The organism is Bradyrhizobium sp. SEMIA (assembly GCF_014844175.1).
GTDB lineage: Bacteria > Pseudomonadota > Alphaproteobacteria > Rhizobiales > Xanthobacteraceae > Bradyrhizobium > Bradyrhizobium arachidis.
The window spans coordinates 6203192-6229106 of the sequence record NZ_CP046601.1 but is presented as its reverse complement, the minus strand read 5'-3'; the positions used below and the strand labels follow the sequence as shown (position 1 = coordinate 6229106).

The window sequence follows — 25915 nt, the reverse complement described above, 5'->3', positions numbered from 1 at the left end:
TACGCATGAGGAAGTTCACCATCGCCGCCATCGCCGTGCTCAGCATCGCCGGCTCGGGCGCGGTCTATGCCCAATATCATCGTCCGTGGATGGAGCACTTCCGCCACATCCGCATGAACCCGGAAGACCGCGCCGCCTTCGTCGACGCGCGGATCGCCGCCGTCCATGCCGGGCTGAAGCTCAACGCCGATCAGGAGAAGCTGTGGCCGCCGGTCGAGGCCGCGGTGCGCGATTTCGCCAAGCTGCGCATCGATCGCGCCAATGCGCGGATGAACGCTGGCCCCGGCGATGCCGACAAGCCGGAGGATCCGGTCGCCCGCCTGCGCCAGCGCGCCGAGGAGCTGACCGGCTGACGATCCCTCGCCCGCAGGACAGATCCGCTTCGCAGCCTGACATTGACGCCTGCCCCCTAATAGTTGCAAAAGAAACCAATTCAGCCGGGCCATACCCGGGGCAACACCGGCCAACGCGCCGGATCAGGGGAGGACAAGCGTGAATCCAGCGAGATTTGGACTGCCGGTCGCGGCTGCCTTGGCGGCAGCGCTATTGCCGGGTGCCGCAATGGCGCAGGTGTCCGACAATGTCGTCAAGATCGGCGTGCTCACCGACATGAACGGCCCCGCCTCCGCGCCGACGGGCCAGGGCTCGGTGACCGCGGCGCAGATGGCGATCGACGATTTCGGCGGCACTGTGCTCGGCAAGCCGATCAGCATCGTGATCGGCGACCACCAGCTCAAGGCCGACATCGGCGCCGGGATCGCGCGGCGCTGGTACGACGTCGACCAGGTCGATCTGATCGTCGACGTGCCGGTCTCCGCCGTTGGCCTTGCGGTGCAGAACATCGCCAACGAGAAGAAAAAGCTGTTCATCACCCACTCCACCGGCACCGCGGATTTCCACGGCAAGTTCTGCTCGCCTTATGCGATTCAATGGGTGTTCGACACCCGCGCGCTCGCGGTCGGCACCGCGGATGCCGTGGTGAAGCGCGGCGGCGACAGCTGGTTCTTCATCACCGACGACTACGCCTTCGGTCACTCCCTCGAACGCGACGCCTCCAGCGTCATCACCGCCAATGGCGGCAAGGTGCTGGGCTCGGTGAAGCCGCCGCTGGCAACACCCGATCTCTCCTCCTTCGTGCTGCAGGCGCAGGCCTCCAAGGCCAAGATCATCGGCATTGCGGCAGGCCCGCCCAACAACATGAACGAGATCAAGACCGGCTCGGAGTTCGGCGTGTTCAAGGGCGGCCAGCAGATGGCGGCGCTGCTGGCGTTGATCACCGACATCCACGGTCTCGGCCTGCAAGCAGCGCAAGGCCTGCTCCTGACGACGTCGTTCTATTGGGACATGGACGACAAGACCCGCGAGTGGTCGAAGCGCTATTTCGCCAAGATGAACAAGATGCCGTCGATGTGGCAAGCCGGCGTCTATTCGAGCGTGATCCACTATCTCAACGCCATCAAGGACGCCGGCACCGACGATCCGCTGAAAGTCGCGGCGAAGATGCGCGAGAAGCCGGTCGAGGATTTCTTCGCCCGCAACGGCAAGATCCGCGAGGACAATCTGATGGTGCACGACCTCTGGCTGGTGCAGGTGAAGACGCCGGAGGAGAGCAAGTACCCGTGGGATTATTACAAGATCCTCACCACGATCTCCGGCGAGAAGGCGTTCGGGCCGCCGGACCCGGCGTGCGCGCTGGTGAAGAAGTGATGATGGCGAGTGGCGAATAGGGAGTGGCGAATAGGGGATGCCTGCATTCGCGACTCGCGACTCGCCATTCGCTATTTCATCACCCCGATCTCGCGAAAATACTTCATCACACCCGGATGGATCAGCTCCGCCTTCGGCGCGGCCGCCACCGTGTTCGCGGCCGTGGTCTCGCAGGCCTGCGCGAGCTGCTTGCAGAAGGTGGCCTCGACGCCATGCAGCGTCTTCGCCAGGCGATAGGCGACATCGTCGGGCAGGTCCTCGCGGGTGAGGACGAAACTCCAGGAGCCGAGCGAGGCGATCGGCTCGCTCTGCTTCGGATAGGAGCCCGCCGGCACCGTGAGCGGCTTCAGGAACGCATGCTTGGCGCGGATGCGCGCGATCTCCTCCGCGCTGGGCGCGATGAAGCGCGCGCCCGACGTGCTCGACGCCACCGCGGCAAAGCCGGGCCAGCCGATGCCGGCGCCCCAGAGTGCGGCCACGCGGCTGTCCTCGACCATCGCAGGGCCGTCACCGGCGCGGTCGAGATAGATGGCCTTGAAGTCCTCGTCCTGCTTGAGGCCAAGGCCATCGAGCACATAGCGCGCCAGGATCGGCAGGCCCGAGCCCTTGGCGCCGAACGCGACCGGCTGTCCGACGAGATCGGCAATCGTCTTGTAGGGACTGTCCGCCCGCACCACGAACATGCCGGGGTTGGAATAGATCGCCGTCAAGATCTTCAGCCGCACGGGCGCGCGGCCGATGCCGGCAAAGGCCTCATAGGCCGGCTCGCCCGCGACCAAGGCGAGATCGAGCTCGCCCTTCTCCAGCAGCGGAATGTTCTCGTTGCTGCCCTTGGTGTTGCGCGGCGCGATGGTGATTTGCGGATCAGCCGCGTTCATCACCTCGGCAAAGGCATTGCCATAAAGCGGGAAGCCGCCGCCCGGCGTCGCGGTGCCGAGGCTGAGTGTCGTGCTCGAAATGGCCTTGCCTCCGGTTTGAGCAACGGCGGGGCCGAGGGGCAGCACCGCTGCGAGAAGGAGAATTGCGAATCTCATGGTCAGTCCCGGCGGCCTGCGTCAACACCGACTTGCGGCGATGTAGGCAGCGGCCCGTTTTTGTGAAAGCATGCCCCATAACGACAATAGAACAATGGGAGACGTCATGTTGCGAATTTTGCGTAACGGTGTTTTCGGGCTCACACTTCTCTTAGGTCTTTTCAGCGTCTCCCCTCCCGCCTCCGCCGCCTACCCCGACCGCCCCGTGCACTGGATGATCGGCTTTGCCGCCGGCGGCCCGGTCGACATCGTGGCGCGAATTATGGCGCAGGCGCTGTCGGATCGCCTCGGCCAGCAGTTCATCGTCGAGAACCGCGCCGGCTCCGGCGGCAATATCGCGGCCGCGGCTGCGATCAACGCAGCCCCCGATGGCTACACGCTGCTGTTCGTCGCGCCCAACAACGCGATCTCGACCTCGCTGTACAAGAAGCTGCCGTTCGACTTCCTGCGCGACACCGTGCCGGTGGCGAGCATCATGCAGCTCACCAACATGCTGGTCGTCTCCAACGCGTTTCCGGCCAAGACGGTCCAGGAGTTCATCGACTATTGCAAGGCCAATCCCGGCAAGATCTCCTACGCTTCGTCGGGCAACGGCACCTCGGTGCACATGTCGGCCGAGCTGTTCAAGGCGATGACCAAGTGCGACATGATCCACGTGCCCTATCGCGGCTCGGCGATCGCCTTCCCCGACATCATCTCCAACAAGGTGCAGCTGATCTTCGACAATTTGCCCTCCGCGCTCGAGCAGTCGCGCGGCGGCAATGTCCGCGCCCTCGGTGTGACCTCGCCGCAGCGCTGGCCGACCGTGCCTGACGTGCCGGCGATCGCCGAGACCGTGCCCGGCTTCGAATCGGTCGGCTTCTACGGCATCTCCGCGCCCAAGGGCACGCCGAGCGAGGTGATCGAGATCCTCAACAAGGCTGTCGGCGAAGCGCTGAAGGACCCGAAGGTGATCGCGCGGCTGACCGAGAATGGCGGCATCCCCAAGCCCATGGCGCCCGCAGAGTTCGGCAAGCTGGTCGCCGACGAGACCGAGAAGTGGCGCAAAGTGGTGGAGTTCGCCGGGGTCTCGGTCGACTAGGCGGGCCTGGCGGCTCGCAAGCAAGCCATCGGAGGGGCCGCAAGGCCCCTTCACTCAAAAAACGAAAACAACCCCATGCACAGTAGAAAACCAACGCAATTGCAATGGGTTACAAAATCGAACGCGCCTGGCCGCGAAAACCCATTTGACTCGTCGGGCAAAACAGGAGCATAAGGGCATCATCGCCGATTTCGGGAATTTAGAAATAACTGACCCAGCCATGCCGGCGTTCCCATCCACGGGTGCCAGCATTGCACCCCCGCCTCCATCCCTGTAAACGAACCGCGCACCGTTGCCGGCCGCGCATTCGCGAAGGGCCGTCCCGCGGCGGGGCCTGTAGCTCAATGGTTAGAGCCGGCCGCTCATAACGGTCTGGTTGCAGGTTCGAGTCCTGCCGGGCCCACCAATGAAATCAGTGACTTATCAAGGCCGGTTTCGTTTCATCGGAAGCACCGCACCAGATATCGCACCAGATACGTGCGCTTTTCGTTCGCTGACTGGGTAGCACTTAGCGATTCTGTCGACGGCATCGGACAAATCGTCGGGATTGTGATGGCCATGCGTGTTGACAGCACCTCAAGCTACATCCCGAGATACCCCGCTGCCTGCCACGAATCCGCGCCTCGCTGCATGAGCCATAACTGGACGCCGCGGTAATCGCTCCCTTGCTCGAGGAGCGCTCGTCCAATGACAACGCAGGCATAAGGGAGGGACTGGGTCCCCCAACATGCCAACTCGAGCACGGATACCTCGGTCCGGTAGCTTTGGCCGACGCGACCCACGTTTCTGGTTTCAGCCTCCTCAGGGTTAGGAAGTCAATGCCATCGTTTGTCGTCCATGCGCGTGCCAATCTTAGTCTCAACGTCGTGAGGGTGTGGTCGTTCAGCAGGTCGGTCTGACGCAGGCCGAGCAGGCGGCCGCTGTTGACCCCGCGGAGCCGTCGTCATAGGCGCGGAAAAACTCGCCGCGGGCATCTCGTCGTTCGACATCGAAGGAGCGCCGAAGTCAGTTACAAGTGACGAACGTCGTTTTGATGGAAAGCAGACGCTGTCGTTTGATAAGTTAATGAGGGGACTTGTTGGAAGGCAGAGGCTCGAGGGATTGGGATCTTTGGTATTGAGACGACGTTCGACTGCGATCAAACTTTCATCCTATTCGGGATCTAAAGCTGATCAATAGAGAGCAGGTTGTTGATTGGAAGATTCAACCATGCAAAGCTTCAAAGGCCACTCATGGCTCGGTCCAAGCGGAAGAGTTTCGACTAACTTGGAGCAATGAAGAAAAGCAATTAGGTGGCCTCGTGAGAGCCAGCGGCATCGGACAGCGCCAGTGAACCAAACTGGCCCCGCAGTAGGCACGCAGGCGGCCGGATCTCGGGCGGGAGCATCCGTGCTCCGGTGAGCCGACAACGAATGGCGCACTAGGGTGGAGTGCGCCACAACAATCCGGGCGGAATGTGGATTGCTCCACGGCCAGCATCAACACGATCATGTTGCGTCAGGTGGAGCGTGTGAGAACTGCACCCGCAGACAGCAAGCGTTTCCTCCAATTCGCTGGCGATAGGTTGCCGAATTGTTTTTTTAAGACTTGTTTTCGCACCAGGTGACTTTATCTCCGCGCCTTGGATCTCAGTGACACCCAAGACTACGCGATACAGGCGAAGCTAGCCGGTGTAATAGGCGCGACTGTGTTCTATCGCGTGTTCGCAGGCGTCAGATTTGCTGAAGTGGATGGGCCGCTTTTGTACGTCTATGCGAAGGACGAAAGCATCGCCGCGGAGATCGAAGAGGACTTCGCCTTGGTGATTGCGGATTTGCTACGGAGATCTTGAACCAGGCGATCCAGGTCGTCGTCGTGCTGCCCAAAGTATTTCAGTAGCAGCACCCCGCTCCCATCGAGGAGCAAAGCATCGCTTCCAGAACCATGCCCATGAAGCATAGCGCGAACTCTTCATTGTGAACGTGGCCAGTCAGCGGGCGCGGGTCGGATTGGATCCCGGAACACAATGCCGATTAAGCTCGATGCTGCGACGGCCTTGAGCCGCACTTCCCCAACCTGCGGGCGATGCCTGGAGGTTTATTGATTGTCCCGACCGGCTCTTAGCTGGAATAAAAACGTGCGCCCAAACTCCTCCCCTCTGATGGACGATATCTGGGTAGGCGCCATCGGATCGGTCCCGGGAAGCTGTTGGCAACGCTCAAGGCGCGCTCCTCGTCCGTCTCGAGAGCTATTTTTTGGGCGAGCATGACGTCGCCCTCGACCAAGCCACCCAGCGGGACGAAACACCAGCCCCTGCCGAGCCGCCCGTACTCGTCAATCTCGTTCACGTTCCCGGATGTTCCCCGCCGGATGCGATAACGCTTCCCGCTGTCGCATCCTACCACATCGAAGTACCCCCTGGTATCGAACTCTGTCCTTTGCTCGGGCGAAAGCCAAGAACGCAGCAGTCGTAGGGCACGACCCTGGATCGTCTTCTCGGCCTTAGCTGCTTGATAAAGCCTGCTAACCGCGACGCTTCGATGGGGCCAAAAGCCGATGCGACGAAGCCTTCTCGTCACCTCGTGATCACCCGCCCACGAGCCGCGGGAAGAACAACGTTTCTTCCGCAATCGGATCGAACGCGGTGATCCTGCTCACCTCACCGGGCCCTTTCCGCACCGCCGCGGTATATCCTTTGAGAGCAAATTGCAGAAAACGCTTCTCCGCCTCTGCCAATGCTTCTGAATTTGAGTTGTCGAAGAAGTGTCGGCTATCGCCGCTATGATCCATCACGATTTGAATTGCCATGCTAAGCTCCCGATTGCACTTCAGAAGGAATGTGAAAGCCGAGCTCTCGTTCCTAAGTTCGCAATTAACAGCTGTGGGACTTTCCACATGCAGGTAACACGTTGCACTGGGTGCCGCTCGCTGGCCCGAAAAAAGGCCCCAGCACAACCCGCCGGAGCCGTGGGAGCCTCGACAGTAATGGGGAGCCGCCGAGGCATGCTAATGTCTAGGAAGATTGAGCAATCGGGTATGTATAACCGGTGTCTGGATTGCTCTCTCTGAGTGAGCGACAGGCTTTGCTTTTCCACACGCGCGGGTTCGAGGCCACAATCGATCTATAATTTGCGAGGTACTTACGATGCCGCTTGAATGGGGGCATGCCTCGCCCAGTCCGACGCCCCAAGCCCGCGCATGCTGACGGTCGGCAGTTCAAGATCACCTTCGGCGGAGATGTGTGAGACGGGCTTGCGCGGCGTCCTAGTCTACTGCCATTGCGGACACCACATTGAACTGAGCGCTGATCGCTGGGCTGATGACGTCCGGCTGTCAGATCTCGAGCCGCGGTTTGTCTGTCAGGGGTGCGGCTCTCGGGGAGCCGACGTTCGGCCCCGACTTCGAGCGCGGCGATGCACGACTTGCAATCGTAGACCACCCGGCAGTGATCAATTCAGATCGAAGTCACAGGTGCAAACCGATAATAAACCGGATCGCGAAGAATGAGCCAACGGCGACAACAGCCGTCGCACTGATCGCAAACAAGACTCTCCAAGTCTCGTCCAATCGAGCCTCGTACAGAAACGGTGCCCGTGGTGGCCCCAGCATCGGGCCGGGGGGCATGATGATGCTGGGGCCCCCGGACAGGCTCTTGCCTCCTGGGACAGAGGCCGTCACCCGCGAGACACAAGCATATTTCCGATCAGCTGTTTCTTCGCTTGCCGATTATTCCCGGATGTGTATCCAAATTCCCACAACTCTGCTGACAAAAGGGAAGGGCCGCAGGCGCCGCTCCTGGTACGACTCCTGCGGCCGGCGCCGCGACGTTCCGCACGATCGGCGCGGCACCCTTGAGGGCTCTAAGATGTCGCTCGGATCGGATCAAGCCGCCTGGCGTTCCTGCGGGCGAACATACCGTTGCCAAATCAATGTCATTCGAAGGATTGCACCTTGGGACCGAACATGGCACGGCTTATTTTCCAGCCCCAGTGCTCCCGGCTGCCGGTCCAATTGCGGGTCGGAGCGTAGGGGCCAATGGCCTAAAAAGTTCCAAATTCGGTTGGCGAATTTATTCGCGACTGGCGGCCTACATGTGTTAGGGAGCTGGCGCATATTCTACTTGTTCTACTTAGATCCTCTTTTACCGGGCAATGTTTTGACAAGTGGCCGCAGCAGGACGACTGCTGCGGCCTTTTGCTGACAGTCGCTCCGGCCGAGCGTTTTGTGGTTCGTTGCCATTGGAGACAATACCTATGCCCGAAGAAAATTGCCTGATTGTCCGTGCTGCCGGGAGGCAACTGGACCTTTTGCGCGACGAAGCCTTTCGTATCGCGAAAGATGCAAATGTTGGCTGGTGGACAGACCGCGCGCAGGTCGGCACTAAGTTCTGCTTTGAAGACGCCAAGGCAAAAGCGTCATTTGCGGCGGCCTGCAACAATCTCGGTATTCCATACAGAGAAAACTAGTCAACGAAAAACCCGCCGGCCTCGACAGCCAGCGGGTTCTCAATGCCCATGCGTACCGCGGTACTCGTCACCAATCCGCGATGATCTATCGTAAGCCGGTATCGGTTGATGCCTGGTTACCGCTCGACGTCGGTGGGTCATGAGGCGCTGCCAGTCTCGTTTTTTGGGTCCGCCGCCGCGGCAACGCGACACTTTGCCGGTCGACCGAGGGTCTCTGCCCCGGATGATTCTGGGGAGACATGCATGTGCGGCGCGTGATGGCCTGAGGATTGAAGCGGTAGCTGGCGAAAGAGCAATGCGAAGCGGTAAGGTTCAAACAATGGGCAACTGCGGGAAGAATTTCCCGCTTGTTCTGCTCGCTTGCCACCGCTGCCTCTGAAAGCGATGGAGGCGAGTGTAAACCGACCGACGCGTCCGACCTAGCCGTTCTCCAATTTCGTCGGCAATGGCTCCATCGCCAAGAAGGGAGATTAATTGCCCTCCTCTTCCGGTGACCAAGATCGGCGCAAGTTGCGGCTTTCCGTCAACGTGGCCTCGTCCGAGCTTATGGGCGCGGAGGCGCGGGCTGACGCGATTTGTCGAGAACTCGATTGGGTTATTCAAACCCGCGTCGGGTGCGGCGATCGACTAGGCTCAGATGCGCGGTTGAACCGCACCATCCAAGCGGCTAGACGGGCATAGCTCTGTCGAAGAGCGGTGCCAAACCCCGCAGGTACATCATCGTCGTCCATGCCACAAGAATAGCTCAGGACAGTTTAGAAGACGTTGCCGAAGGTCCGACGGTAGAGACATCATGAACATGCCACCTCGCTGCATTCCGGCCGACAATTTGTGCTGACCGTTCAATCCTTTTGCAGATCTGAATCCTATGATCTGCGTGTTTATGCACCTCGCTTTCGAGCATGTTGCTCAAGCTGCTGTTTCAGCAATTGCTGCAGTGGGCTCCAACAGATTTCGCATAGATCGCGGAATGACCTGCCGATCCCCGTCGGCCCAATTGACACTGATATGAGCCCAACCAACACAATTATCCGCTTTCCGTAGGCAACAATGGCAGACGAACGTCGTCTCGGTGCTCATCACCCAACCTCCGGTTCGCTCAGCCGAACAACACAAGCCGGTAGCCCAGGTTCCCGCAGAGGCAAGTGGGGTAATGCTCGCATCAGCGGTGCCGCAGACCGTCATCCACATTTGGAGAGTGGGCTCTTCGTGCTTCCCGGCCGCCGCTTCGGCCTCCCCACCATGCCAGATGGCTATGTCGTGGAAACAAGCGCCGGACCTAAAACGACGGCCCCAGCATCGGGCCAGCTGGGGCAGTGGAACGCTCGGGACGCCGGGGGATTGGGCTGTAGTAGTGCGCCAACCCGCGCGATTACCGATTGTTCCCGCTTCGTGAAAGCTTCGCAGTTCGGGCAGACAAAAACGGTGGCCAATTTAACGGATCCGGAGTGTCTCGCACCAACTCCGAGCGAAACCAGCTCATGGTGATCCGGCAATTCGGACAGTCCGGGACTTCGAGATGCGCCAGTGCCGCCAGGCGTCCGGTGTTACACTCATAATGGCGTCGCGGTAGCCGGCGACTAAGAGCGTGTTTTGAGCAGGTCAACGTAGCGCGCGTGCAATGTTACAAAGCGCTTGGCTCCGTCGAGGAGCACTTTGACCTGAGTCGCCGTTGCCCCTTGACCAACGATAATACCGATCCGACCACTCAGGCGCGGCCCGGCCGAAGCAGCAACAACAATCCTGCGCCCAGTCATCAGCTCTTCTTTGATAACAAATAGGTCTGCGGACTTCGGCAAGTTACGGTTTGTGCTCCGGCGCATGGCCTGTTCACCACCATCTATCGACGTTGAACCCGCGATTGACGGTGCACGCCTCGGTCGCGACCGCAAAGAGGCCGACAGGAGCGATCCCCAACATTAGGCGGTCCGCTACAGTTGTGCCACCGCCCTGGCCGCGGGTAATCGGCGCGTATTGAATATGGGTGTCTTGACGACGCCGGTGCTACCAAGCCGTCCTCGGCATAATCCATGTTATTGATGCCGAACTCGCGATCTGATCCCACTTAAAGGAGAGGCGAATCACATTGAGCGAGCAACAAGCCCCCTTTGAGATGAGTTATTGGCTGACGTCCCAGTTGCGAAGATCGCACCAAGAGCCGGTAGCCGTCGTGCTTGATTTCGTAGACCCAATCCGGCCCTACCGGTGCGGTCTTGGCGACCGTGGCGATGCAGGGTCCAATGAAACTGGGAGCGGGGCGTACGCTGAAACTGGATCGCCATCGGTTGAGGCAAGTTCTATTTTTCCAGTCGCGGGAGCCGACCTTCCGGGGCTCCCGCTTCCGTTGTGTCCGGGTTGGCGACGATCCGGACGGGGAACGTTGCCTTCCGAGACAGATGCATTCTATAGTCATTCTCATTCATGGAACTAAGCCGGAGGTTGAACGTTTTGATCGTTTTTATGGTCCTCGGAGGCAAGATGATTTCCGCCGCGCATTGCTTAGAGTTTGCACGTCAGTACAGAGCCCTCTCCCAGAACCCCAACACTTCCCCAGACCGCGCCTTCCTGACGAAGAACATAGCTCGGAGCCTTACCGGGTTAGCGGGTCAATTGGATCGGCTTGATGCGCTGACAAGGGAGGAGCAGCAAAGATGCCCCGCGCCCGGGGCTCCTTAGAAGTTAAAGCTGGAACTAAGGTCTTTGCGCGCTACCTACCGCACCATCACCGGCCAAGGCTCTGCCCGTAGGCGTCAGTGGCTGGATTCGGACAACATCGGCGCAGATTCGCAAGGCGCTTGATAGTTCAAAGGTCTAAGTCCGAAATAACTTATGTTCCTGCGATGATCTGCACGCGGACGTACAATCAATACCCATCAGCAGAAGGAACATGCGATGGGATTGAAGCGACGGCGATTCAAGCAGACGGATTCTCTGGAAATGCGACTCGAGCAATTTGCACAGGATATGCGTGAGCGGGCAGATGGAAAGCCTCCCGGCAACGAGCGCAATGCCTTGCTCAAGCGAGCACGCAATGCAGATCAAGCAATCGACATTGAGCGGCAACTTCGTCAGGACCACTAGGAACGCCCAAGAGAGAAGCGGTTTAACCTGGCTCCTCCTTCCGAAAACTCTTGCCCTCCCTGCTCCCTGGCAAATCGACGCTTGATTGCCGATCCGAGAATCCAGTCCTCCAAGCGCGCCGATGGCCGCACATCGTCACTGGTGGCCGGAAGCCGCGTTGTTTTTGCTAAGCTCAAAAACGGGAAGTAGGCGACGATCAGGAAGAAAGCGAACGTCTGAAGCTCCTTAGCGCGCAGCTCGGGGTGCCTACAACTGCCTTTCGTCGACGCTTAATTGAGATGCTGCGCAACGCGCGTAGGCCACCGCTTATATCCATTGCCTTTATGCACCATCGCGCTCGCGGGTGAGTCCTTCCAGGCGAGTCGGCATTGGTAAACAGAGACCTGGCGCCCGTCTCGAGCGTCGCAAATGATCGATCTCAGGGCCATGACGATGTGGCAAAGCAGGATGACCGCGCGCGGATGGGCCTGCAATGACTTCCTCCTTTCAGAAGCAAGCGTCGGAAAGCGCACCGCTTGGGCAACCGGCGCCGCAACAGACCATGTCTTTCGGAGTCGCCCAACCCCAGGCCGTCAATCAGCGCTGACGAAGGGCGCGTGCAGATTCTTTAGCTAGAAATTGTGTCCCGAAGTCTGTTCAAGCTGGACGCCTGCTGAGCCCTTTTCTCACTTGCAGCGGCTGATTCGCCTAGGCTCATGGAGCCTGGGGGATGCTGCGAGCCGCCAATACTTGCGCATGTCCTCCGATAACCAGCGCTACTCAACTGCAAATCAGCGGAATGCAATTGCCGAGTACGCGAGCCAGCACGGACACAAAATTGTGGCGTCATACATCGACGCCGGAAAAAGTGGACTGTCGCTAAGAGGCCGCGACGCACTCAAGACTCTGGTTAGCGATGCACTGGCGGTTCAGCGCAAATTCGAAACGATCCTGGTTGTTGACGTCAGAGATGGGCCCGCTTTCAGAATTTCGACCAGGCCGCCCACTATGAGTTCCTTTGCAGGCAAGCTGGGGTACGCGTGATGCTACTGCGGCGAACCGTTCGGTGACGATGTGACTTCCATCACCACCATAATCAAACATCTGAAACGGGTGATGGCTGGAGAATATAGCCGCGAACTTTCCGAGAAAATGCCCCGTAAGCGCCAGCAGGCCCAATTAGGATATCGACAGGGCGGCACGTTGATCTACGGCTTCCGTCGTCTGTTGGTCGATGCTGAGCAGAGTGCTCGGCAGGTCCTGCAACGGGGAGAAAGGAAGGCGCTCACCACCGACAAGGTCATGGTCATCCCAGGACCACCGGAAGAACTTGAGGTGATTAGGCGACTTTTTTTCGGATGTACGTGCGCCAGAAGCTCTCGATTGCCGTCCCGGCGCCGGAAACCATCCTCAGCTACTTCGGTTCGCTGCGAAGGGCGTATGAGGCCATTGGATAGACTCCGCCGCCGATAGCTCCGTTCGGTATGAATGCGCTGCATTGGAGCAAGAAGGAGATATTGGCCGGCTTGCGGAAGCTCTATGCTGAGCACGGGCAGATCACCACCGGTCTCATTGATGGCGCGCCCGACCTGCCGTAGAATATCATTCGCCGTTACTTCGGCTCAAGGACAGCAGCAATGAAACAGGCCGGCTTTCCTGTTTTATCCCGCAGTCAAATTCAGCAGCGTCTGTGGAAGGGCAGGAAAAGACGCCAAGTGCGATGAATTCTATCATGGCGTTCGTTGGACGGAGGTGAGTCTCCTACAGGCCTTGCGCCAGCTTGAGGAGCAGAACGGCTACTATCGGCGACGCTGCTCGACCAGAACAGTGTTACTCCGAGCGCCCACCATTTTACGAAGCGCTTCGGTTCGCTTACGAATGCAAGGACCTTGGCGGACTTGCCACCCCGGACGGCCTCCGAGGTCATGAAGGCCGCCTTGAAGCGGAAGGAGGAAGGCAGGGCGATCATTGGACGTCAGCCCCGACTTCAAGGGCAGCGCGCCCGTCTATGGTATCGCTCAGAAGACATCCTGGTTGGACTGAAGCGGCTAGCGGAGCAAAAGGGCCGGTTTCAGCCCGACTTATCGATGAGGACTCTGACCTGCCTTCGTGTGGCACGGTGGTTCGTCACTCCGGCTCACTCACGGCCGCCTACGAATTGATCAGCCAGGTGCGTCTTGCGGGAAAGCCAGTGCGGTTTGGCTTGCCGCCGAAGGCGAAGCAGTCGTGGCTGTGCCCTAGGCTTACACGACGAGCTGCGAAGCAGCCCTTTGCTGCGGTTAACCCGGACCTGTGGCTCAAAAAGTTGGTAACAGTGTCGCGAAAACCCCTGAAATCGCTTGAAGCGCGCAAGTTGCCCACTTCGTCGCACACCAATGATAAATTGAGAGTTTGAGGGCCCTGCCGGGCTCACCAAAAAAGTCCGTAACTCATTCAGGCGCCATTTCGCAGGATCGGAATCACCGCACCAGATACGTGGGCTTTTCGTTCCCCAGCCGGATTTCGACTGGTGATTTTTTCCACGGCATCGGACAGATAATCGGGGTGGTGATGACCATAGGTGTTGAGCAACACCTCTAGCGACATTCCAAGATAGCCAGCTGCCTGCCAAGGGTCCGTACCTCTCTGCATGAGCCAAGTCGCAGCTGTGTGCCGCAAAGTGTGAGGGGAGATTCGCGGGCCGAGGCCTGCGAGCCTGACTGCACTCTTGAATGCAGTCTTGACTGACGTCACAGCCTTCCCATTGTACTCCACGAAATGCTTCGCCTCTGGACTAGCTCGGTGCCAGCGCCGCAGGTGCGCGAGCAAGCGCAAGGGGATCGGCACGGTGGGTTGCCGTTTGTTGGTTTTCGCGCTGCCCTGCTTCAGGCGGTAGTAGCGGCCGCGCTCTAAGTCGACGTAAGAGCGACCAATCGCGGAAATGGGAGATGCAGCAGCGATAGCTCCAGCACGAGTTCCGCTGTAGATCCCCAACAAGATAAATCGTGCAAGATGGCGTAGCGGACGCTTGCTTGTCGGGACCTTCAGGTCGTCGGTCGGCCGACGCGAGCCCTTCTGCATTTCACGATAGCGCCAGCACGTCCAAATCAGTTTGGCCGCATCGCTGCGCGTCAGCCACTGGTCTCGAGGCTGGCCTCTCTCTGGTAGTGAGATCTTCACGATTTCCCGGTGAAATCCTTCGGCTGCATGGTGGCCAATCGCAGCTCGTAGGTCTTCAAGGTCTCGCCGAGCGCCTCCCTTTTTGCGGCGCCACTTGGTGTAGGACCGGCAGGCCTCCCCATTGACCTCGCCCAGCATTTTTGCCCCCCACCAGTCGTTCAGTCGTTCGATTCGCTTCTTGAACTTGCGGATATCCGGGATGGTATCTTCGCTTTGGCTATCGACATTGAAGCGACTGCGAAGCTTGTCCAGTTGCGCATCCAAGTAGATCGAGAGGACATCTGCGATTGGAATATCGTCTATGTGGCGGATTCTTCGGCTCGGTGTGTGCTTGGATGTTATGTAGTCCCTTAGCTTTTCCTCCGCGGCCGCAATCTCATCTGCAGCGCAGCCTGTGCCGACATCCCGGCCGTTGTCTCTGATGATCCAGGTTGCTTGGTGGGTGATCTTTCCCCTCTTGTTTCGGCGGGCGGCCTTAAGCTGAAGTCTGGCGCCCTTGCTTCTTCGCGGCATAGCTCTCGCATCCGTCCGATATGAGCCAGCGTTGTAAATTCCTTGCCGGCAATCTTCTCAATAACCAATCGGTTACGATCGCGCTCGCGACGTAAGCCCGCGACCGTCATTCCTCCCAAAGGAAACGCGATCTTCACGGCATCAGCAAGGCGAAGAGGGGTATGGGGTGTAATTTCAGGTTGCGTTCGATTTGTCATCGACGCCTTATCGAATATTGTAGAGCGGAAGCTTACTCGTGCTGCAACATTCGTCGCGGAGACCTACTCCGTGGGCAAGCTCAGCCCCACCTCTATCGCGCACTCGAGCGTAAAATCGTACAAATAAGTAAAGACGACAACAGCGGTAGGGAATCAGTAAAGCTCACACTCGGGTCTCGGCACGATTCAAGAACGGGCCGTCCGGAAGAAGCGTAGGGTGCTATGGTCGAGGCAATTAGTTATGGATCCAAAGTTCCTCCATTAACCAGCGGCGTAACCGTTCGCCGTCCGGTTTTTGCGCGCTGCAATGCGCCAGGATCAAAAAGCGGAGCCAGCGCTGTTGGTCGAGCGGATGCGATGAGCCAGTGGATTTGTTCGCCAAATCCGAGAAAGCTTCGAGCGCCTTAGCCGCCTCAGGCGAGACCCACTCTTCAAGGGACAGCCGGGGAGAAGAGAGTTCTACGACGAAGCCGGTCGAAGGCTGCTGGTTTGGCGATCAGGCGTTCGAATTCTTGCAAGAGGCCATTGTATTGCGCGTAAGTAAGCCGGTCGAGCTCTCTTGGAACGATATTTGTAATCGTATACCCGCCTTCGCGGGACCAGAGCGTGAGCCTGGCCGCAGGCAGGCTCTTGTCGCTCTGCCGTTGAAAGACGAGGACATCGTCGCCGCGTGCCATGCGACTAAGGTCCTTCTCGGCGTCTATCCCACGCTCCCATGGCGTTGCTGCAGCGGCAATAAGCGCCTCCCGCAGCTCTGCACGCCTGGTTTCGGGACCAAGGATCGAGAGATCCTGGAAGACTTCGATCGCGTGTTTGTCGCTCATGTGTTTGGTCTCCGATCGAACTAGCTGATCAGGCTCGTTATGGCCTGCGGCGCGCCAATGAAGGCGTAAGGATTCAGGAACTGGCGGCGCCAAAACAAGTTTCGATCCACTTGTCCAAGCGCGGCTTCGTCACAAACAGCCGACCAGCAATCCTTGATGGTCTTGATTTGATGCACGACAATCGCGACGGCATCCGCCTCGTTGAGAAGAAACGATGGCGCGCCTTTCAGGCAGAGCGCAATCTGACTGTGTCGATCCTGGCCCAATATAAGCATCGCTTGCGTCGCCTCGCCGCCCGTGCGGCTTTGCGGGCAAATATCATAGGCAGGTGTGAGCGTCAGATTCGTGCCGTCCCAGAAGGCTGCGTGATTTCGGGCATGGTCATCCGTGTTGCCGCAGAGCACGTTGAAGACAATGCGCGAAAACAACTCCCGTAGCGTCTCCTTGGGTTCCGTAAAACGGTGGCGGATGGTCGTGGCGAGCTGTTCGTAGCTGGCGTAACGGGCCATCATTTCGTCCAGCTCAAGCAATGTTAGGGCGGATACCATGGCCTTGCGGTACCATCCGTCGGTAGCCTTCGCACGATCGAAGCGCTCGATGAGGAGGATGTCCTTGCCCGCCACGCGTTGAAGGTTCACAGGCGCGACGCGAAGCCCGGCCGCCGCGGCCAAGCGCATTGCGATGAATTCCGCCTTCACCACGCTATAGAGGTCGGTTTGCGAAGAAAACTTCGCGATGAATTTCTTATCGTTGGAGGTAATCGTCGCTTTCGGGCGCGCCCCGCCAATGGAGCTACCTTGGAAAAGAGCCCGGTCGATCTCGGGCGTCAGCGGCGTTCCTTGTTCGACGAGCGCCGCCGCATTCAAGAGCTCATCGAGAGAGGCGCCCTCGCCTTCACGCGCGACATAGGCGGAGGGCGAGGCTTGAAAATCGAGCGCGCCGATGCGATCCGACCCTGACTCGAGGAGAAAGGTCAGCTCGGCAAGACTGCCCGCGTCAATCTCCTTCTCACGGGCACCGAACTTGCGATTGAGGATCACGCGCCGGCCCCAGGCGTCGGGAGCGGCGTCGCGAATACAATTCGGCATGTTCAGATCCGCAAGAAGCGGAAGGATTCCGCTCCGCAGCGGCAATTCGGGCTGATAAAGCGCAATGGCGTCCTTGCGCTCCATATAGCTCCGTCCATAGTTGAACAGGAGCTGTTCGCCACGCGCCGACAGAAGGCCTGCAACAACCGGTTTTGTCTGGCCCGGTAGCCAAGTCCAGACATAGGCCTCAGTGAATTTGGGATTAGAAGTCATCCTTGACCTCTTCACCCCGCCGGGCACGAATGGATTTAGGCAGAAGCGTCATGACTTCGCGATTGCTTTCGATCGCCTGAGACATTGTCGCCTGCTCGACGTCGAATAGCCTGACGCCGACAATCGCGGCGACCTCAAAGACAGCGCCAATTGTGGATCGCGGGTCGCCTGCCTCTATGCGCCGCAGCAGCCCGCGCGAGATCCCTGCCCGCTCCGCGACATTGAGCGTGCTCATCTTCCGTTCGATGCGGGCCTTGCGCAGGAGCTGCCCAAGCAGCACCGCAGCATCGGCGGCATAGGCAGAAATGGGATGATGGATCTTAGCCATGGTTCATAAATAGATCGTTACGCCCCTCGTGCAACATATATAGACCAGGACTGCAAAAGCCTCAACTGGGTGGTTTATAAAAAGCCCAAATGAGCCGTAATGGTTCATTAATGGACCACCGGTTCCACATCAAATGGAGAATTATCAAGGACCTGGCGAGACGCCATCAAACCCAGATCTCTCGTCTCGTCCAAGCTTCTCACAGGAGATTTCGCATCCAAAAGCGCGACAGATTGCGAAATCGACCTCACGAACATAGCATGAACGCAGAATGCGGACCGAGCAGCATGTGGCTTGTCGAACTCGCCTTCTGGCGCCTTCAAACACTGCCCGGCGATGAAATGGAATCCTGCTTTCCGGACCGAAATGGAAGATTGGAGCAGCAGCCAAACCAAGGCTGCCGTTTTCAGACACGGTGCGAAGGGTCTCGACCTCAATCAGAATTGGGCTCTTGTCGAACAGAATTGGTTCTGTCCCGTTTGCCGGCGCAGCAAAGTCGATACTCTTCCGCCTTTCCAGTCGCGGTATTCTGCTCGCCAATTTGGAAGAGCATCACGATCACCTGCGGGACTATGTGGGGCGTCGAGGGGGCACGTTGTTCGGGGACCGCTGGACCCTGGATCTTCCGCCAGGATGTGGAGAAATAGCCGATACCGTCGAACACTTGGTATCCAGGTTCCCTCGCGAGCTCGTCTGCTCGGAATGTAATGCCGCGGACGGCAAGGCAAAGCTCATGATGAAGGGCGCCATTCCGGCGTATTTCAGCTTTTCGCCGGCTGAAATTCGCACGTTTATCGAGCCGGTTGCAAACGCGACCCACCGGATCCTCGAGGACCGCGTTGAGAAGGCCTGGCACGCCTGCGCGCCCTCGCTAAATGCTGTATCGCTTTGATCGATCAAACGTTGAGCATGATTCATTCCGGCGCGCTCTACCGGGAAAGAGGCACATCGTCCTTTCAAGCTCGCCGTCAACGGTCACGATGAACTGCCGCTCCTCGTACTCCGTTCCGTTGCTGGACTAAGGCTTGACGGTGAGCTCTTCTATGATCGTCCTAGTTTCCAACCGGTCTCTTCTTCAGTTTCAAGGCTGGTCCCCGATGTTTTCTGCGCGAAGCGGCAACTCGAATAGCAAACTTCGTCACGCTCCCGCTCCAGGCCACGCTCTGTGAGGGCTTTCGAATGGCGTTGAATCAACCATCGTTCATCCGCGCCGTGTCAGACACCGGAGCGTGTCTCATTGGCGATGCTTGGTCTCACAAGGACTCGGTCACCGCCCAGGAAATTACGGATGCCTTTCTTGATGCCAATTTGCTGGCAGAGCTCATTATTGCACGTCCGTACGTGGACGCCCGCTTCGAGCAGGAGCTCAAGCTCGAGTGGTCTCAGCGCACAGCATTATATGCGGGTGAAGTCGAGCGAGCACATAGGCTTGCTGGATTCCTGCCTGCAACCCCACCGCAGATCGAAGAGTTGCAGACGATCGCCAGAAATCCCGAACTGAGTTCGAAATTTCTCGGGCTCGACGCCAAGACCTATTCCGAGAAGGACTTCGTCAAAGATCTGACAGCCTGATGCCAACCGCCGCGACGAAGATGTCGCAGCGCGAGTTGAGACGAACCATCTTGCGGAAGGGCCTCTTCCATCCCTGTAATTGGCGCTAGCGAGCAATACGCGGGTGCTCTCCGGGATGGTCCTCGACCCGAAGGTTCATGATAGAGGCCGATGGCGAACACGGATTGGCATCACCAAACTGCACCACGTTCTGGACTGCGACCGATAATTGGAGTGAAAAGTCGAGAGGCTTCGGCGGAGGTGCGCTTGTGATGGGATTGCAGCTTGCATCCACACCTCCAAACGGCTGATTACCCTTCAGATCTCTGAACCAAAGCATCTTCTGAGCGTCCGTCGTACAGGCGTTCGAAAATGTAATGGGCGCCGACGGCAATTGGGCGGTGCTGTGACAGCTCAAGCACCCCGAAATCGGATTGTCGACCGGCCCGTTCGCGCGCCCCGCCCATCCCAAATGGGAGGCTGCGTAAGCAGGCGCCTGGTCCGAGATCGTGGTTTCGGTCAGCTTCTTGCCTGCTTGCTCGTCAGCGGGTGTGAAGCCAAAGTCATTTCCCCATGAAAGGCCTACGGGCCGGAGCCTCCGCCACGGGGAGGTATCAGTTGCATTGCTGTCAAAAGCAAAAGTCCCGAAGACCCACCCGGTTGGCGAGCGACTATCCACCGCGGCGACGTCCATCTGCATGAGGCGCACGGTTTGGGGGCCGGCAGCTGTCCGGATCGTCCACTGCGGAGCACCCGACAAGACGTCAGAACCCTGGAAGTCATTCGCAGTAACGTCGCTGAACAAGATCTTGAAGGTCATTGCTCCTTGGGGGAATTGAGCTTTTGCTAGATCGGGCGAAGCGCCGCCCAAGACCTGTCCGATCGTGACGGCACCCGCTGCATTGTAGAAGCCGACCGCATAATTGTGAATGGTCACTCCTGGCTTGAGACCGAGCTCCGGTCCGGTCACAGAACGTTCTGAGGTCAAGCCGCGCATCGGCTCTCGTGCACGCGGTCCAAAATTCATCAGCGGCATGTGAAACCAGGGCCGAACGTTGTTGGCTTCCGGCTTGAAGTCGGCATCGATCATGCCATCAAATGCATAGTCTCGCAGAGCATAGAGGTAAGCATTGGCCCCCGTCACTCCGTCCTTGAAGTCGATATTCGACCACGGTGCGTCGTTCGCCGGGACCGCCGTAGGGTACGATTGGGACAGTTTGAACCACGGACCAGCGCTCGGTACCATCGCTGATGGCGTGACGAAGTCTGGAAAGGCCCCGGTGCATTGCGCAATGAAAGGTGCCGGCTCAGGAGCTGGAACGCCCTTCCCTGTCACCGAGAGGCAAGTCGATCCGGGAGCACAACCGCTTGCGGCATGTGCATGTGTCGGAGCAAGGCATGTAATCGTGGTCGCAAAAAGGACGTTGCGAAATATACGACTTCCTAAATGTTGAATAACGCGCATGAGCCTCTTTCCTCTATGACGCACCACTTCATTCCGATACAATTACGGCGCGAATCTGCCTTTGCAAGCACGATTTGATTCCCAGTAAGTTTTCGCTCAGAGCTTGGAAGTAGGCCCTGACCTTTAAAGAGAGGATGATGATCGTGTTCTGTACGAAACGTACGGCGCTTCTCCTTTTTCTCTTTGCAGCAAGCGCGCAAGCGCAGACTGCAACGTCATCTGCTTATTTGACGGTAGATGGACAAGTGACGACTCCACTGTCCTTCTCTGAACCCGACTTTCAGGCACTTCCTCACACATCGATCACAGTCACGGATTCGGCCGGGAAAAGTACGACCTATTCAGGAGTTGACCTGGCTGCCCTTTTGAACAAAGCGGGGGTGCCGCTCAAGCAAGACCTGAAAGGTGCCGACGTCGCAAAATATCTCCACGTTCAAGGCGCTGATGGTTTCGTCGCGATTATTTCTCTGCCCGAGTTTGATAACGGCACGTTCCTGGTGGCAGATGCGCAAGATGGCTCCCCATTGCCGAGCGGGACCGGTCCTCTCCAGGTCATTTCACCTCAAGAAGGTCGTCGTAGCCGCTGGGTCAAACAACTGAACTTGCTGCAAATCATCAAATCTTCGCCGCAATAGCCGCACCAGAGCGAGGACTAGTCACTGGCGTCCAATCCGAGCGGCCTCACTCTCTGCGCATGAGCCAGACGAACACGGTCGAATAAAGCGGGTCGCCCCGAATACAACCCTTGCTCAGAGACAGTACGCCTAGCCGGTGTTCGTCGGCGGCGCGCCTGATAGATGCTTCGTTGATATATGAGTTTATCATGCCCTTCCGCGTCGATAAAACGCGCGCTCCTGACCCAGTCGGCACCGATCATGTAGCGGTCCTCAGCGAGTTGAGCCGCGGCGTTTCCAAGAGCCCATGCGTAGTGTTCTGGGCTTTTGCAAAGCCCAAACAGACCAATTGCCGTAATCAAGTCGTGCTGCGGGCCGGGTACGTCACGAAAGGGCGTGCTGAGCACATCATGGATGATGAACTTGTCGATCTTCTCCCGCACGCACGCCAAGTGATGGTGGTCACGCCCGAACCTTGCGGGCACTTGCTGGTAGCAGGGAGGGATGTCGTCCTGGTGTGTGACAGCGCGTCCCTCCCGGGAGCGCTGGAGGACTTCACCCGGCTTTCGTCCTCACCCAACCACCCGCCAACATATTGAGTTCGGCTTCGCATCACGTAGCTTCCGCCACCCGCCAACAGCAGCATCCGCGCGTGGCGCCAATTCACAGCTCATGGAAGCGGCGTGAACTTCAGCTGGCTGAGCGGTGCGACCTTGTCGGTACGTGTCATCTTGAACTCAGTGCTGGGACCGAGCCACTTGTCCCAGATCTGGTTAATCTCGCCAGCCTTGTCCATTGACAGCAGGGTCTCGTTGACCTTTGCGAGCAGCGCCGGCTCGTCCTTCTTCATGCCGATGCCGATCGGTTGCAGCACCATGGGCTCCTCGATCATCTTCAGCGGCTGCCCCGCCTCCTTGGACTGGCTGACGAGCTTGGTAATGGTCATGGTATTCGCCACCATTCCGACCGCCTTGTTCTGTTGAACCGCCATGAAGGCCGAGCCGGTATCGACGAAAGTCAGCGGGGCGGATTCGTTCAACTTGATCGCGAGTTCTGAGGTCGATCCTTTGGTCGATGCCAGCCGCTTACCCTTGAAGTCGGCCTTGGCGGTCCCAGGGTCGCTCGCCTTCACCGCCAGCATTTCCTTGGCGATGTAATAGGGATCGGAAAACTGGATCTGCTCGGCGCGCCCCAGCGTGTAGGCGAGGTTCGCCACCGTGATGTCGACATGACCGAGCTGGACTTCGGGCACCCGCGCCTCGACCGAGAGCGGCGAACCTTTGCGGCAACGCCCCAGTGTCGGGCAATCGCCTTGCAGAGGTCGACGTCAAAGCCGACCATCTCACGTGTCTTGGCATCCGGAGCCGCAAATGGCGGAACGTCCGCGAAGGTTCCGCAGCGCAGTTCCTTGCGCTGGATGATGTCCGACAGCTGGTCGGCGCACGCCGACGACGCAGGCCCGACAAGGGCTCCGATCGCGGCCACTAGGCCGACTGAACGGTTCGTAAAAGACATCTGTGTTCTCCTCCAGATTGGTCTCGTCAAGCCAGCGCGGTCACCTTGTGTGCAGGTCCGACAGGAAGCGTTGCGCACGCGGGTGTTGCGGTGAGCGGAAGAAGTCGACCGGAGCTCCCGTCTCGAGCACCCTTCCGGCGTCCATGAACCAGACGCGATCAGCCACATCACGCGCGAAGTTCATCTCGTGGGTCACGCACATCATGGTCATTCCATCGCGCGCAAGGCCGCGCATGACGGACAGCACCTCGCCCACCATCTCCGGATCGAGCGCGCTGGTCGGTTCGTCGAACAGCATCGCCGGCGGCTCCATGGCGAGCGCGCGCGCGATCGCCACGCGCTGCTGCTGTCCGCCGGAGAGCTGGCCCGGATAGTTCTGGGCTTTGGCCGCGAGTCCGACGCGATCCAACAGACGAAGGGCCGCTTGACGCGCTTCGCTGCGCTTGACGCCGTTCACCTTCATCGGTGAAAGCATGACATTGTCGAGCGCACTCAAATGTGGAAACAAGTTGAAGCTCTGGAAAACGAATCCGATCCGGCTCCGCAAGTGATTCAGCGCCGTGCCACCCACCTTGCCGTGAACGTCCCTGCCCTCGAACAGCACCGAGCCAGACTGGATTTCCTCGAGCCTGTTGACGGTACGGATGAGCGTCGACTTGCCCGAGCCGGACGGCCCGCAGACCACCACCACCTCGCCCTTCCTCACCTCGGCGTTGACGTCGCTCAACGCGGCGAGTGCCCCAAAGAATTTGTGCACGGCGACGAATTTGATCATCGGATCGGCCTCCCGGGACGGAGTCTCATGCGACATGGTCAAATGCCCCTGATGCGCTTGCGGGTACGGCAGGCAGTGCAGACACGGCAACGGGGCCTGCGGTTCGGCGCCCGGTAATCCGCCGCTCGACCATGTTGATGGCCTGCGTCAAGGTCCAGCAAACGATGAAGTAGCTGACGGCAAGGATGAAGTAGACTTCGAATGGCTTGGTCAGCAACCGGTTGTTGATCTGTCCCGCCGCGAAGGTGAGCTCGGGGACGTTGATGATGTAGCCGAGCGTGGTCTCCTTGATGGTTGAGACAAACTGGCTGAGGATGCTCGGGATCATGTTGAACAGCGCTTGCGGCAGGATGACGTAGCGCATCGCGCCGAGACGGCTGTGCCCGAGCGCGCGGGCGGCGTCCATCTGACCTTGTGGCAGCGCCTGAATTCCGGCACGCACGATCTCGCTCAGGAATGCGGCTTCATAGCCGACCAACGTGACCAGCATGGTCGCGAACGCCGGCACGCTATGGCCGATCAAAAGCGGCAGCACGAAATAGACCCACAGAATAATCAGCAGCAGCGGCACACCGCGGGTGACGTAGACCAAGGCCATGACCGGCCAGCGCAGCGCCCGCCACGGCGACAGGCTGGCCAGCGCCATCACGACGCTCAGCGGAAAGGCCAAGGCAATGCCGAGCACGGAGAGAATGAGGGTGGCCGCGATACCGCCAAGCGGCCCGTTCGGATACTGGCCGACGAGCAGCAACAGCCAGTTATTCCTGACGATCTCGAACATGCTCGCGAGCAGCGACATGATCAGACCGCTCCGGCCATGCGGCTGCGTTGCTCGAGATGGTGGCCAAGCCACATCAGCAGTAGCGAGCAGACGAGATAGACGATCGTGGCAATCAGGTAGGTCTCGAACGGACGAAAGCTCTGATTCTCGACCTCTTTGGCGGCGTGGGTCAGCTCGGCGACGCCGATCGCCATCGCAAGGCTGGAATTCTTGAACAGCGAGACCGTATGGTTCACCAGCGCCGGCATCGCGTTGCGAACGGCCTGTGGCAGCAGGATGTAGGCCATGGCTCCGACGTAGCTATGCCCCAGCGCACGAGCGGCTTCCCACTGCCCCCTCGGCACCGCGCGTAGACCGGAGCGCTGATCTTCGCTGAAATACGCGGCCTGGCACAACCCCAGAGCAACGACCGCGAACACCGCTTCGCCATTGTGATCGCCGAGCCATATCTGAACCGAGTCCGGCAGCAAGCTCGAAATGCCGAAATACCAGAGCATGAGCTGCACCAAGGTCGGCACATTGCGATGGTAGGAGACGTAGATCGCGACGAAACCGCTAGCGATCCGGCTCGGCAGCATCCGAATCGCAACCAGGACCATTCCAAGACTCATCGCCAGAAGCCATGAGCCAACGAAGATGATGAAGGTCATCTTCACCCCGTGGACCAGCATCCGGCTGAACTCCGGATTGAGCAGGACGGCCATGAGGTCGAAACCCTTCATCGCGCGCCCCTCATCTAGGTCGGGAGAATGGGTTTTGGGGAACCCTCGGGGCGAGTGGTCGACAAGCCACCCGGCACCTGCAAGGTCGGTGTGATCTCGATGTAGCCGACATTCACCGCCACCGGCGCGGCGATCGCAAACGCGATCGCGTCGGCAATGTCCTTTGCCTCGGGCAGTTCGAAGCCATCGATGAAGTTCGCGCGCGTTTCAGCGCTGTCGCCGTGGACATGGGCGAAGATATCGGTTGCAACCCGGCCAGGGCAGATCTCGGTGACGCGCACACGCTTGCCGAAGCAATCGACCCTGAGCTGACTGGTCAGCATGCTGACGGCCGCCTTGGTCGCATGATAGCTCGAGTTGCCCGCAAAGTTGTAAGCGCCGGCGATCGACGTGATGTTCACCACGTGGCCGCGATCGCGCTGAGCCATGCCCGGCACGAGCAGGCGGCAGAGATGCAGGATCGCGCGCAGGTTGACGTCGACCAGGAGGTCGATGTCCTCCGCATCCGCCTGGAGAAATTTCTTCGGCCGATCGACGCCCGCGCTGTTGACGAGCACGTCGACCTCTAGATCCTGAGCAAGCTTGGTCATAGCCGCAATATCTCTGACGTCGATCGCATGCGGGATGCAGCCGGTGCGATCGGCCAAGGCTTTCAGCGCATCCGCGCTCCGCGCGAGCGCATGAACCTTGAGGCCCTCGCGCGCCAGGCACTCGACGACCGCAAGACCGATGCCCGACGAGGCGCCGGTAACGAGAGCAGTCCTGTAATCGGAGAATGGCATCTGGCTCCTCACCTCTCAACGCTAAACGATCGCGCAACTTCCTCGCCAAGACGGATTAGCT

Annotated in this window: 22 protein-coding genes, 1 tRNA gene and 2 pseudogenes; 11 read left to right on the top strand and 14 right to left on the bottom strand. The window is 59.1% G+C overall.

Annotated elements, in window-relative coordinates; genetic code table 11:
- Positions 1-5: 5 nt before the first annotated feature.
- Together FOM02_RS30190 and FOM02_RS30185 are read left to right on the top strand one after the other, a co-directional pair.
- A pseudogene (locus FOM02_RS30190) lies at positions 6-344 on the top strand (hypothetical protein); the annotation flags it as partial.
- A gap of 148 nt (positions 345-492) precedes the next feature.
- Positions 493-1707: an ABC transporter substrate-binding protein gene (locus FOM02_RS30185; RefSeq protein WP_027562230.1), complete on the top strand. Its 1215-nt coding sequence runs from the start codon at positions 493-495 to the stop codon at positions 1705-1707.
- Positions 1708-1778: 71 nt separating this feature from the next.
- On the opposite strand, the gene FOM02_RS30180 is transcribed toward FOM02_RS30185, so the two are convergent.
- Positions 1779-2741 carry a TAXI family TRAP transporter solute-binding subunit gene (locus FOM02_RS30180; RefSeq protein ID WP_027562231.1) on the bottom strand — a complete coding sequence of 321 codons (963 nt, stop codon included), beginning with the start codon at positions 2739-2741 and terminating at the stop codon, positions 1779-1781.
- A gap of 106 nt (positions 2742-2847) precedes the next feature.
- Here FOM02_RS30180 and FOM02_RS30175 point away from each other — a divergent pair, with 106 nt between their 5' ends.
- Positions 2848-3822 carry a Bug family tripartite tricarboxylate transporter substrate binding protein gene (locus tag FOM02_RS30175; protein WP_027562232.1) on the top strand — a complete coding sequence of 325 codons (975 nt, stop codon included), beginning with the start codon at positions 2848-2850 and terminating at the stop codon, positions 3820-3822.
- A gap of 330 nt (positions 3823-4152) precedes the next feature.
- Positions 4153-4228 (top strand) — tRNA-Ile (locus tag FOM02_RS30170).
- 1693 nt (positions 4229-5921) lie between these two features.
- Here the strand turns inward: FOM02_RS30170 and FOM02_RS30165 are convergent.
- Both FOM02_RS30165 and FOM02_RS30160 read right to left on the bottom strand, forming a co-directional pair.
- On the bottom strand, positions 5922-6380 hold the full coding sequence (locus tag FOM02_RS30165) for a hypothetical protein (protein ID WP_416207727.1): 459 nt from the start codon (positions 6378-6380) through the stop codon (positions 5922-5924).
- Between the two features lie 7 nt (positions 6381-6387).
- A complete protein-coding gene (locus FOM02_RS30160) occupies positions 6388-6609 on the bottom strand; it encodes a hypothetical protein (RefSeq protein ID WP_092217518.1) in 222 nt (73 codons plus the stop codon).
- 1445 nt (positions 6610-8054) lie between these two features.
- On the opposite strand from FOM02_RS30160, the gene FOM02_RS30155 reads away from it, so the two are divergent.
- A complete protein-coding gene (locus tag FOM02_RS30155) occupies positions 8055-8267 on the top strand; it encodes a hypothetical protein (RefSeq protein WP_194389416.1) in 213 nt (70 codons plus the stop codon).
- Positions 8268-9847: 1580 nt separating this feature from the next.
- On the opposite strand, the gene FOM02_RS30150 is transcribed toward FOM02_RS30155, so the two are convergent.
- Positions 9848-10090, bottom strand: a complete 243-nt coding sequence (locus FOM02_RS30150; protein ID WP_265440423.1) for a hypothetical protein — start codon at positions 10088-10090, stop codon at positions 9848-9850.
- A gap of 1069 nt (positions 10091-11159) precedes the next feature.
- On the opposite strand from FOM02_RS30150, the gene FOM02_RS30145 reads away from it, so the two are divergent.
- A complete protein-coding gene (locus FOM02_RS30145; protein ID WP_194389417.1) occupies positions 11160-11348 on the top strand; it encodes a hypothetical protein in 189 nt (62 codons plus the stop codon).
- 735 nt (positions 11349-12083) lie between these two features.
- Positions 12084-12371, top strand: a complete 288-nt coding sequence (locus tag FOM02_RS47270; RefSeq protein WP_416207726.1) for a recombinase family protein — start codon at positions 12084-12086, stop codon at positions 12369-12371.
- A gap of 1389 nt (positions 12372-13760) precedes the next feature.
- On the opposite strand, the gene FOM02_RS30140 is transcribed toward FOM02_RS47270, so the two are convergent.
- The 4 genes from FOM02_RS30140 to FOM02_RS30125 all read right to left on the bottom strand — a co-directional run bounded on the left by FOM02_RS30140 (position 13761) and on the right by FOM02_RS30125 (position 17649).
- Entirely contained in the window at positions 13761-14999 is a 1239-nt protein-coding gene (locus FOM02_RS30140) for a tyrosine-type recombinase/integrase (RefSeq protein ID WP_265440422.1), read from the bottom strand.
- 628 nt (positions 15000-15627) lie between these two features.
- On the bottom strand, positions 15628-16020 hold the full coding sequence (locus tag FOM02_RS30135; RefSeq protein WP_265440421.1) for a hypothetical protein: 393 nt from the start codon (positions 16018-16020) through the stop codon (positions 15628-15630).
- Between the two features lie 20 nt (positions 16021-16040).
- Positions 16041-17321, bottom strand: coding sequence for a type II toxin-antitoxin system HipA family toxin (locus tag FOM02_RS30130; protein ID WP_265440420.1), 1281 nt, complete (start codon positions 17319-17321; stop codon positions 16041-16043).
- Positions 17311-17649, bottom strand: a complete 339-nt coding sequence (locus tag FOM02_RS30125; RefSeq protein WP_027562245.1) for a helix-turn-helix transcriptional regulator — start codon at positions 17647-17649, stop codon at positions 17311-17313. The genes FOM02_RS30130 and FOM02_RS30125 overlap by 11 nt, the downstream gene beginning before the upstream one ends.
- Positions 17650-18100: 451 nt before the next feature.
- Here FOM02_RS30125 and FOM02_RS30120 point away from each other — a divergent pair, with 451 nt between their 5' ends.
- Together FOM02_RS30120 and FOM02_RS30115 are read left to right on the top strand one after the other, a co-directional pair.
- Positions 18101-18541: a hypothetical protein gene (locus FOM02_RS30120; RefSeq protein WP_265440419.1), complete on the top strand. Its 441-nt coding sequence runs from the start codon at positions 18101-18103 to the stop codon at positions 18539-18541.
- 287 nt (positions 18542-18828) lie between these two features.
- Positions 18829-19221 (top strand): hypothetical protein, encoded by a 393-nt coding sequence (locus FOM02_RS30115; RefSeq protein ID WP_265440418.1) that lies wholly within the window; start codon positions 18829-18831, stop codon positions 19219-19221.
- 85 nt (positions 19222-19306) lie between these two features.
- Here the strand turns inward: FOM02_RS30115 and FOM02_RS30110 are convergent, their stop codons facing one another.
- Positions 19307-20290: a hypothetical protein gene (locus tag FOM02_RS30110; RefSeq protein ID WP_265440417.1), complete on the bottom strand. Its 984-nt coding sequence runs from the start codon at positions 20288-20290 to the stop codon at positions 19307-19309.
- Positions 20291-20799: 509 nt separating this feature from the next.
- Here FOM02_RS30110 and FOM02_RS30105 point away from each other — a divergent pair.
- Both FOM02_RS30105 and FOM02_RS30100 read left to right on the top strand, forming a co-directional pair.
- The gene (locus tag FOM02_RS30105) at positions 20800-21300 is read left to right on the top strand and encodes a molybdopterin-dependent oxidoreductase (protein ID WP_265440416.1); all 501 of its coding nucleotides are present in this window, start codon (positions 20800-20802) and stop codon (positions 21298-21300) included.
- Between the two features lie 188 nt (positions 21301-21488).
- Positions 21489-21878: a hypothetical protein gene (locus FOM02_RS30100; protein WP_265440415.1), complete on the top strand. Its 390-nt coding sequence runs from the start codon at positions 21489-21491 to the stop codon at positions 21876-21878.
- A gap of 71 nt (positions 21879-21949) precedes the next feature.
- Here the strand turns inward: FOM02_RS30100 and FOM02_RS30095 are convergent.
- The 5 genes and pseudogenes from FOM02_RS30095 to FOM02_RS30075 all read right to left on the bottom strand — a co-directional run bounded on the left by FOM02_RS30095 (position 21950) and on the right by FOM02_RS30075 (position 25854).
- A pseudogene (locus tag FOM02_RS30095) lies at positions 21950-22794 on the bottom strand (ABC transporter substrate-binding protein).
- Positions 22795-22834: 40 nt separating this feature from the next.
- Positions 22835-23611: an amino acid ABC transporter ATP-binding protein gene (locus tag FOM02_RS30090; RefSeq protein ID WP_416207725.1), complete on the bottom strand. Its 777-nt coding sequence runs from the start codon at positions 23609-23611 to the stop codon at positions 22835-22837.
- The gene (locus FOM02_RS30085; RefSeq protein WP_416207724.1) at positions 23595-24368 is read right to left on the bottom strand and encodes an amino acid ABC transporter permease; all 774 of its coding nucleotides are present in this window, start codon (positions 24366-24368) and stop codon (positions 23595-23597) included. The genes FOM02_RS30090 and FOM02_RS30085 overlap by 17 nt, the downstream gene beginning before the upstream one ends.
- A 2-nt stretch (positions 24369-24370) precedes the next feature.
- Complete coding sequence (locus tag FOM02_RS30080) at positions 24371-25072, bottom strand: amino acid ABC transporter permease (protein ID WP_265440414.1); 702 nt, start codon at positions 25070-25072, stop codon at positions 24371-24373.
- Between the two features lie 14 nt (positions 25073-25086).
- A complete protein-coding gene (locus tag FOM02_RS30075) occupies positions 25087-25854 on the bottom strand; it encodes an SDR family oxidoreductase (protein ID WP_265440413.1) in 768 nt (255 codons plus the stop codon).
- Positions 25855-25915 lie beyond the last annotated feature (61 nt).

Coding starts and splice junctions, on each gene's coding strand:
- FOM02_RS30155 (WP_194389416.1), top strand. CDS start 8,055: ATGCCCGAAGAAAATTGCCTGATTGTCCGTGCTGCCGGGAGGCAACTG.
- FOM02_RS30125 (WP_027562245.1), bottom strand. CDS start 17,649: ATGGCTAAGATCCATCATCCCATTTCTGCCTATGCCGCCGATGCTGCG.
- FOM02_RS30080 (WP_265440414.1), bottom strand. CDS start 25,072: ATGAAGGGTTTCGACCTCATGGCCGTCCTGCTCAATCCGGAGTTCAGC.
- FOM02_RS30145 (WP_194389417.1), top strand. CDS start 11,160: ATGGGATTGAAGCGACGGCGATTCAAGCAGACGGATTCTCTGGAAATG.
- FOM02_RS30110 (WP_265440417.1), bottom strand. CDS start 20,290: ATGATCGATGCCGACTTCAAGCCGGAAGCCAACAACGTTCGGCCCTGG.
- FOM02_RS30105 (WP_265440416.1), top strand. CDS start 20,800: ATGATGATCGTGTTCTGTACGAAACGTACGGCGCTTCTCCTTTTTCTC.
- FOM02_RS30140 (WP_265440422.1), bottom strand. CDS start 14,999: ATGCCGCGAAGAAGCAAGGGCGCCAGACTTCAGCTTAAGGCCGCCCGC.
- FOM02_RS30085 (WP_416207724.1), bottom strand. CDS start 24,368: ATGTCGCTGCTCGCGAGCATGTTCGAGATCGTCAGGAATAACTGGCTG.
- FOM02_RS30075 (WP_265440413.1), bottom strand. CDS start 25,854: ATGCCATTCTCCGATTACAGGACTGCTCTCGTTACCGGCGCCTCGTCG.
- FOM02_RS30130 (WP_265440420.1), bottom strand. CDS start 17,321: ATGACTTCTAATCCCAAATTCACTGAGGCCTATGTCTGGACTTGGCTA.
- FOM02_RS47270 (WP_416207726.1), top strand. CDS start 12,084: ATGTCCTCCGATAACCAGCGCTACTCAACTGCAAATCAGCGGAATGCA.
- FOM02_RS30100 (WP_265440415.1), top strand. CDS start 21,489: ATGCCCTTCCGCGTCGATAAAACGCGCGCTCCTGACCCAGTCGGCACC.
- FOM02_RS30180 (WP_027562231.1), bottom strand. CDS start 2,741: ATGAGATTCGCAATTCTCCTTCTCGCAGCGGTGCTGCCCCTCGGCCCC.
- FOM02_RS30150 (WP_265440423.1), bottom strand. CDS start 10,090: ATGCGCCGGAGCACAAACCGTAACTTGCCGAAGTCCGCAGACCTATTT.
- FOM02_RS30175 (WP_027562232.1), top strand. CDS start 2,848: ATGTTGCGAATTTTGCGTAACGGTGTTTTCGGGCTCACACTTCTCTTA.
- FOM02_RS30135 (WP_265440421.1), bottom strand. CDS start 16,020: ATGAGCGACAAACACGCGATCGAAGTCTTCCAGGATCTCTCGATCCTT.
- FOM02_RS30115 (WP_265440418.1), top strand. CDS start 18,829: ATGGCGTTGAATCAACCATCGTTCATCCGCGCCGTGTCAGACACCGGA.
- FOM02_RS30160 (WP_092217518.1), bottom strand. CDS start 6,609: ATGGCAATTCAAATCGTGATGGATCATAGCGGCGATAGCCGACACTTC.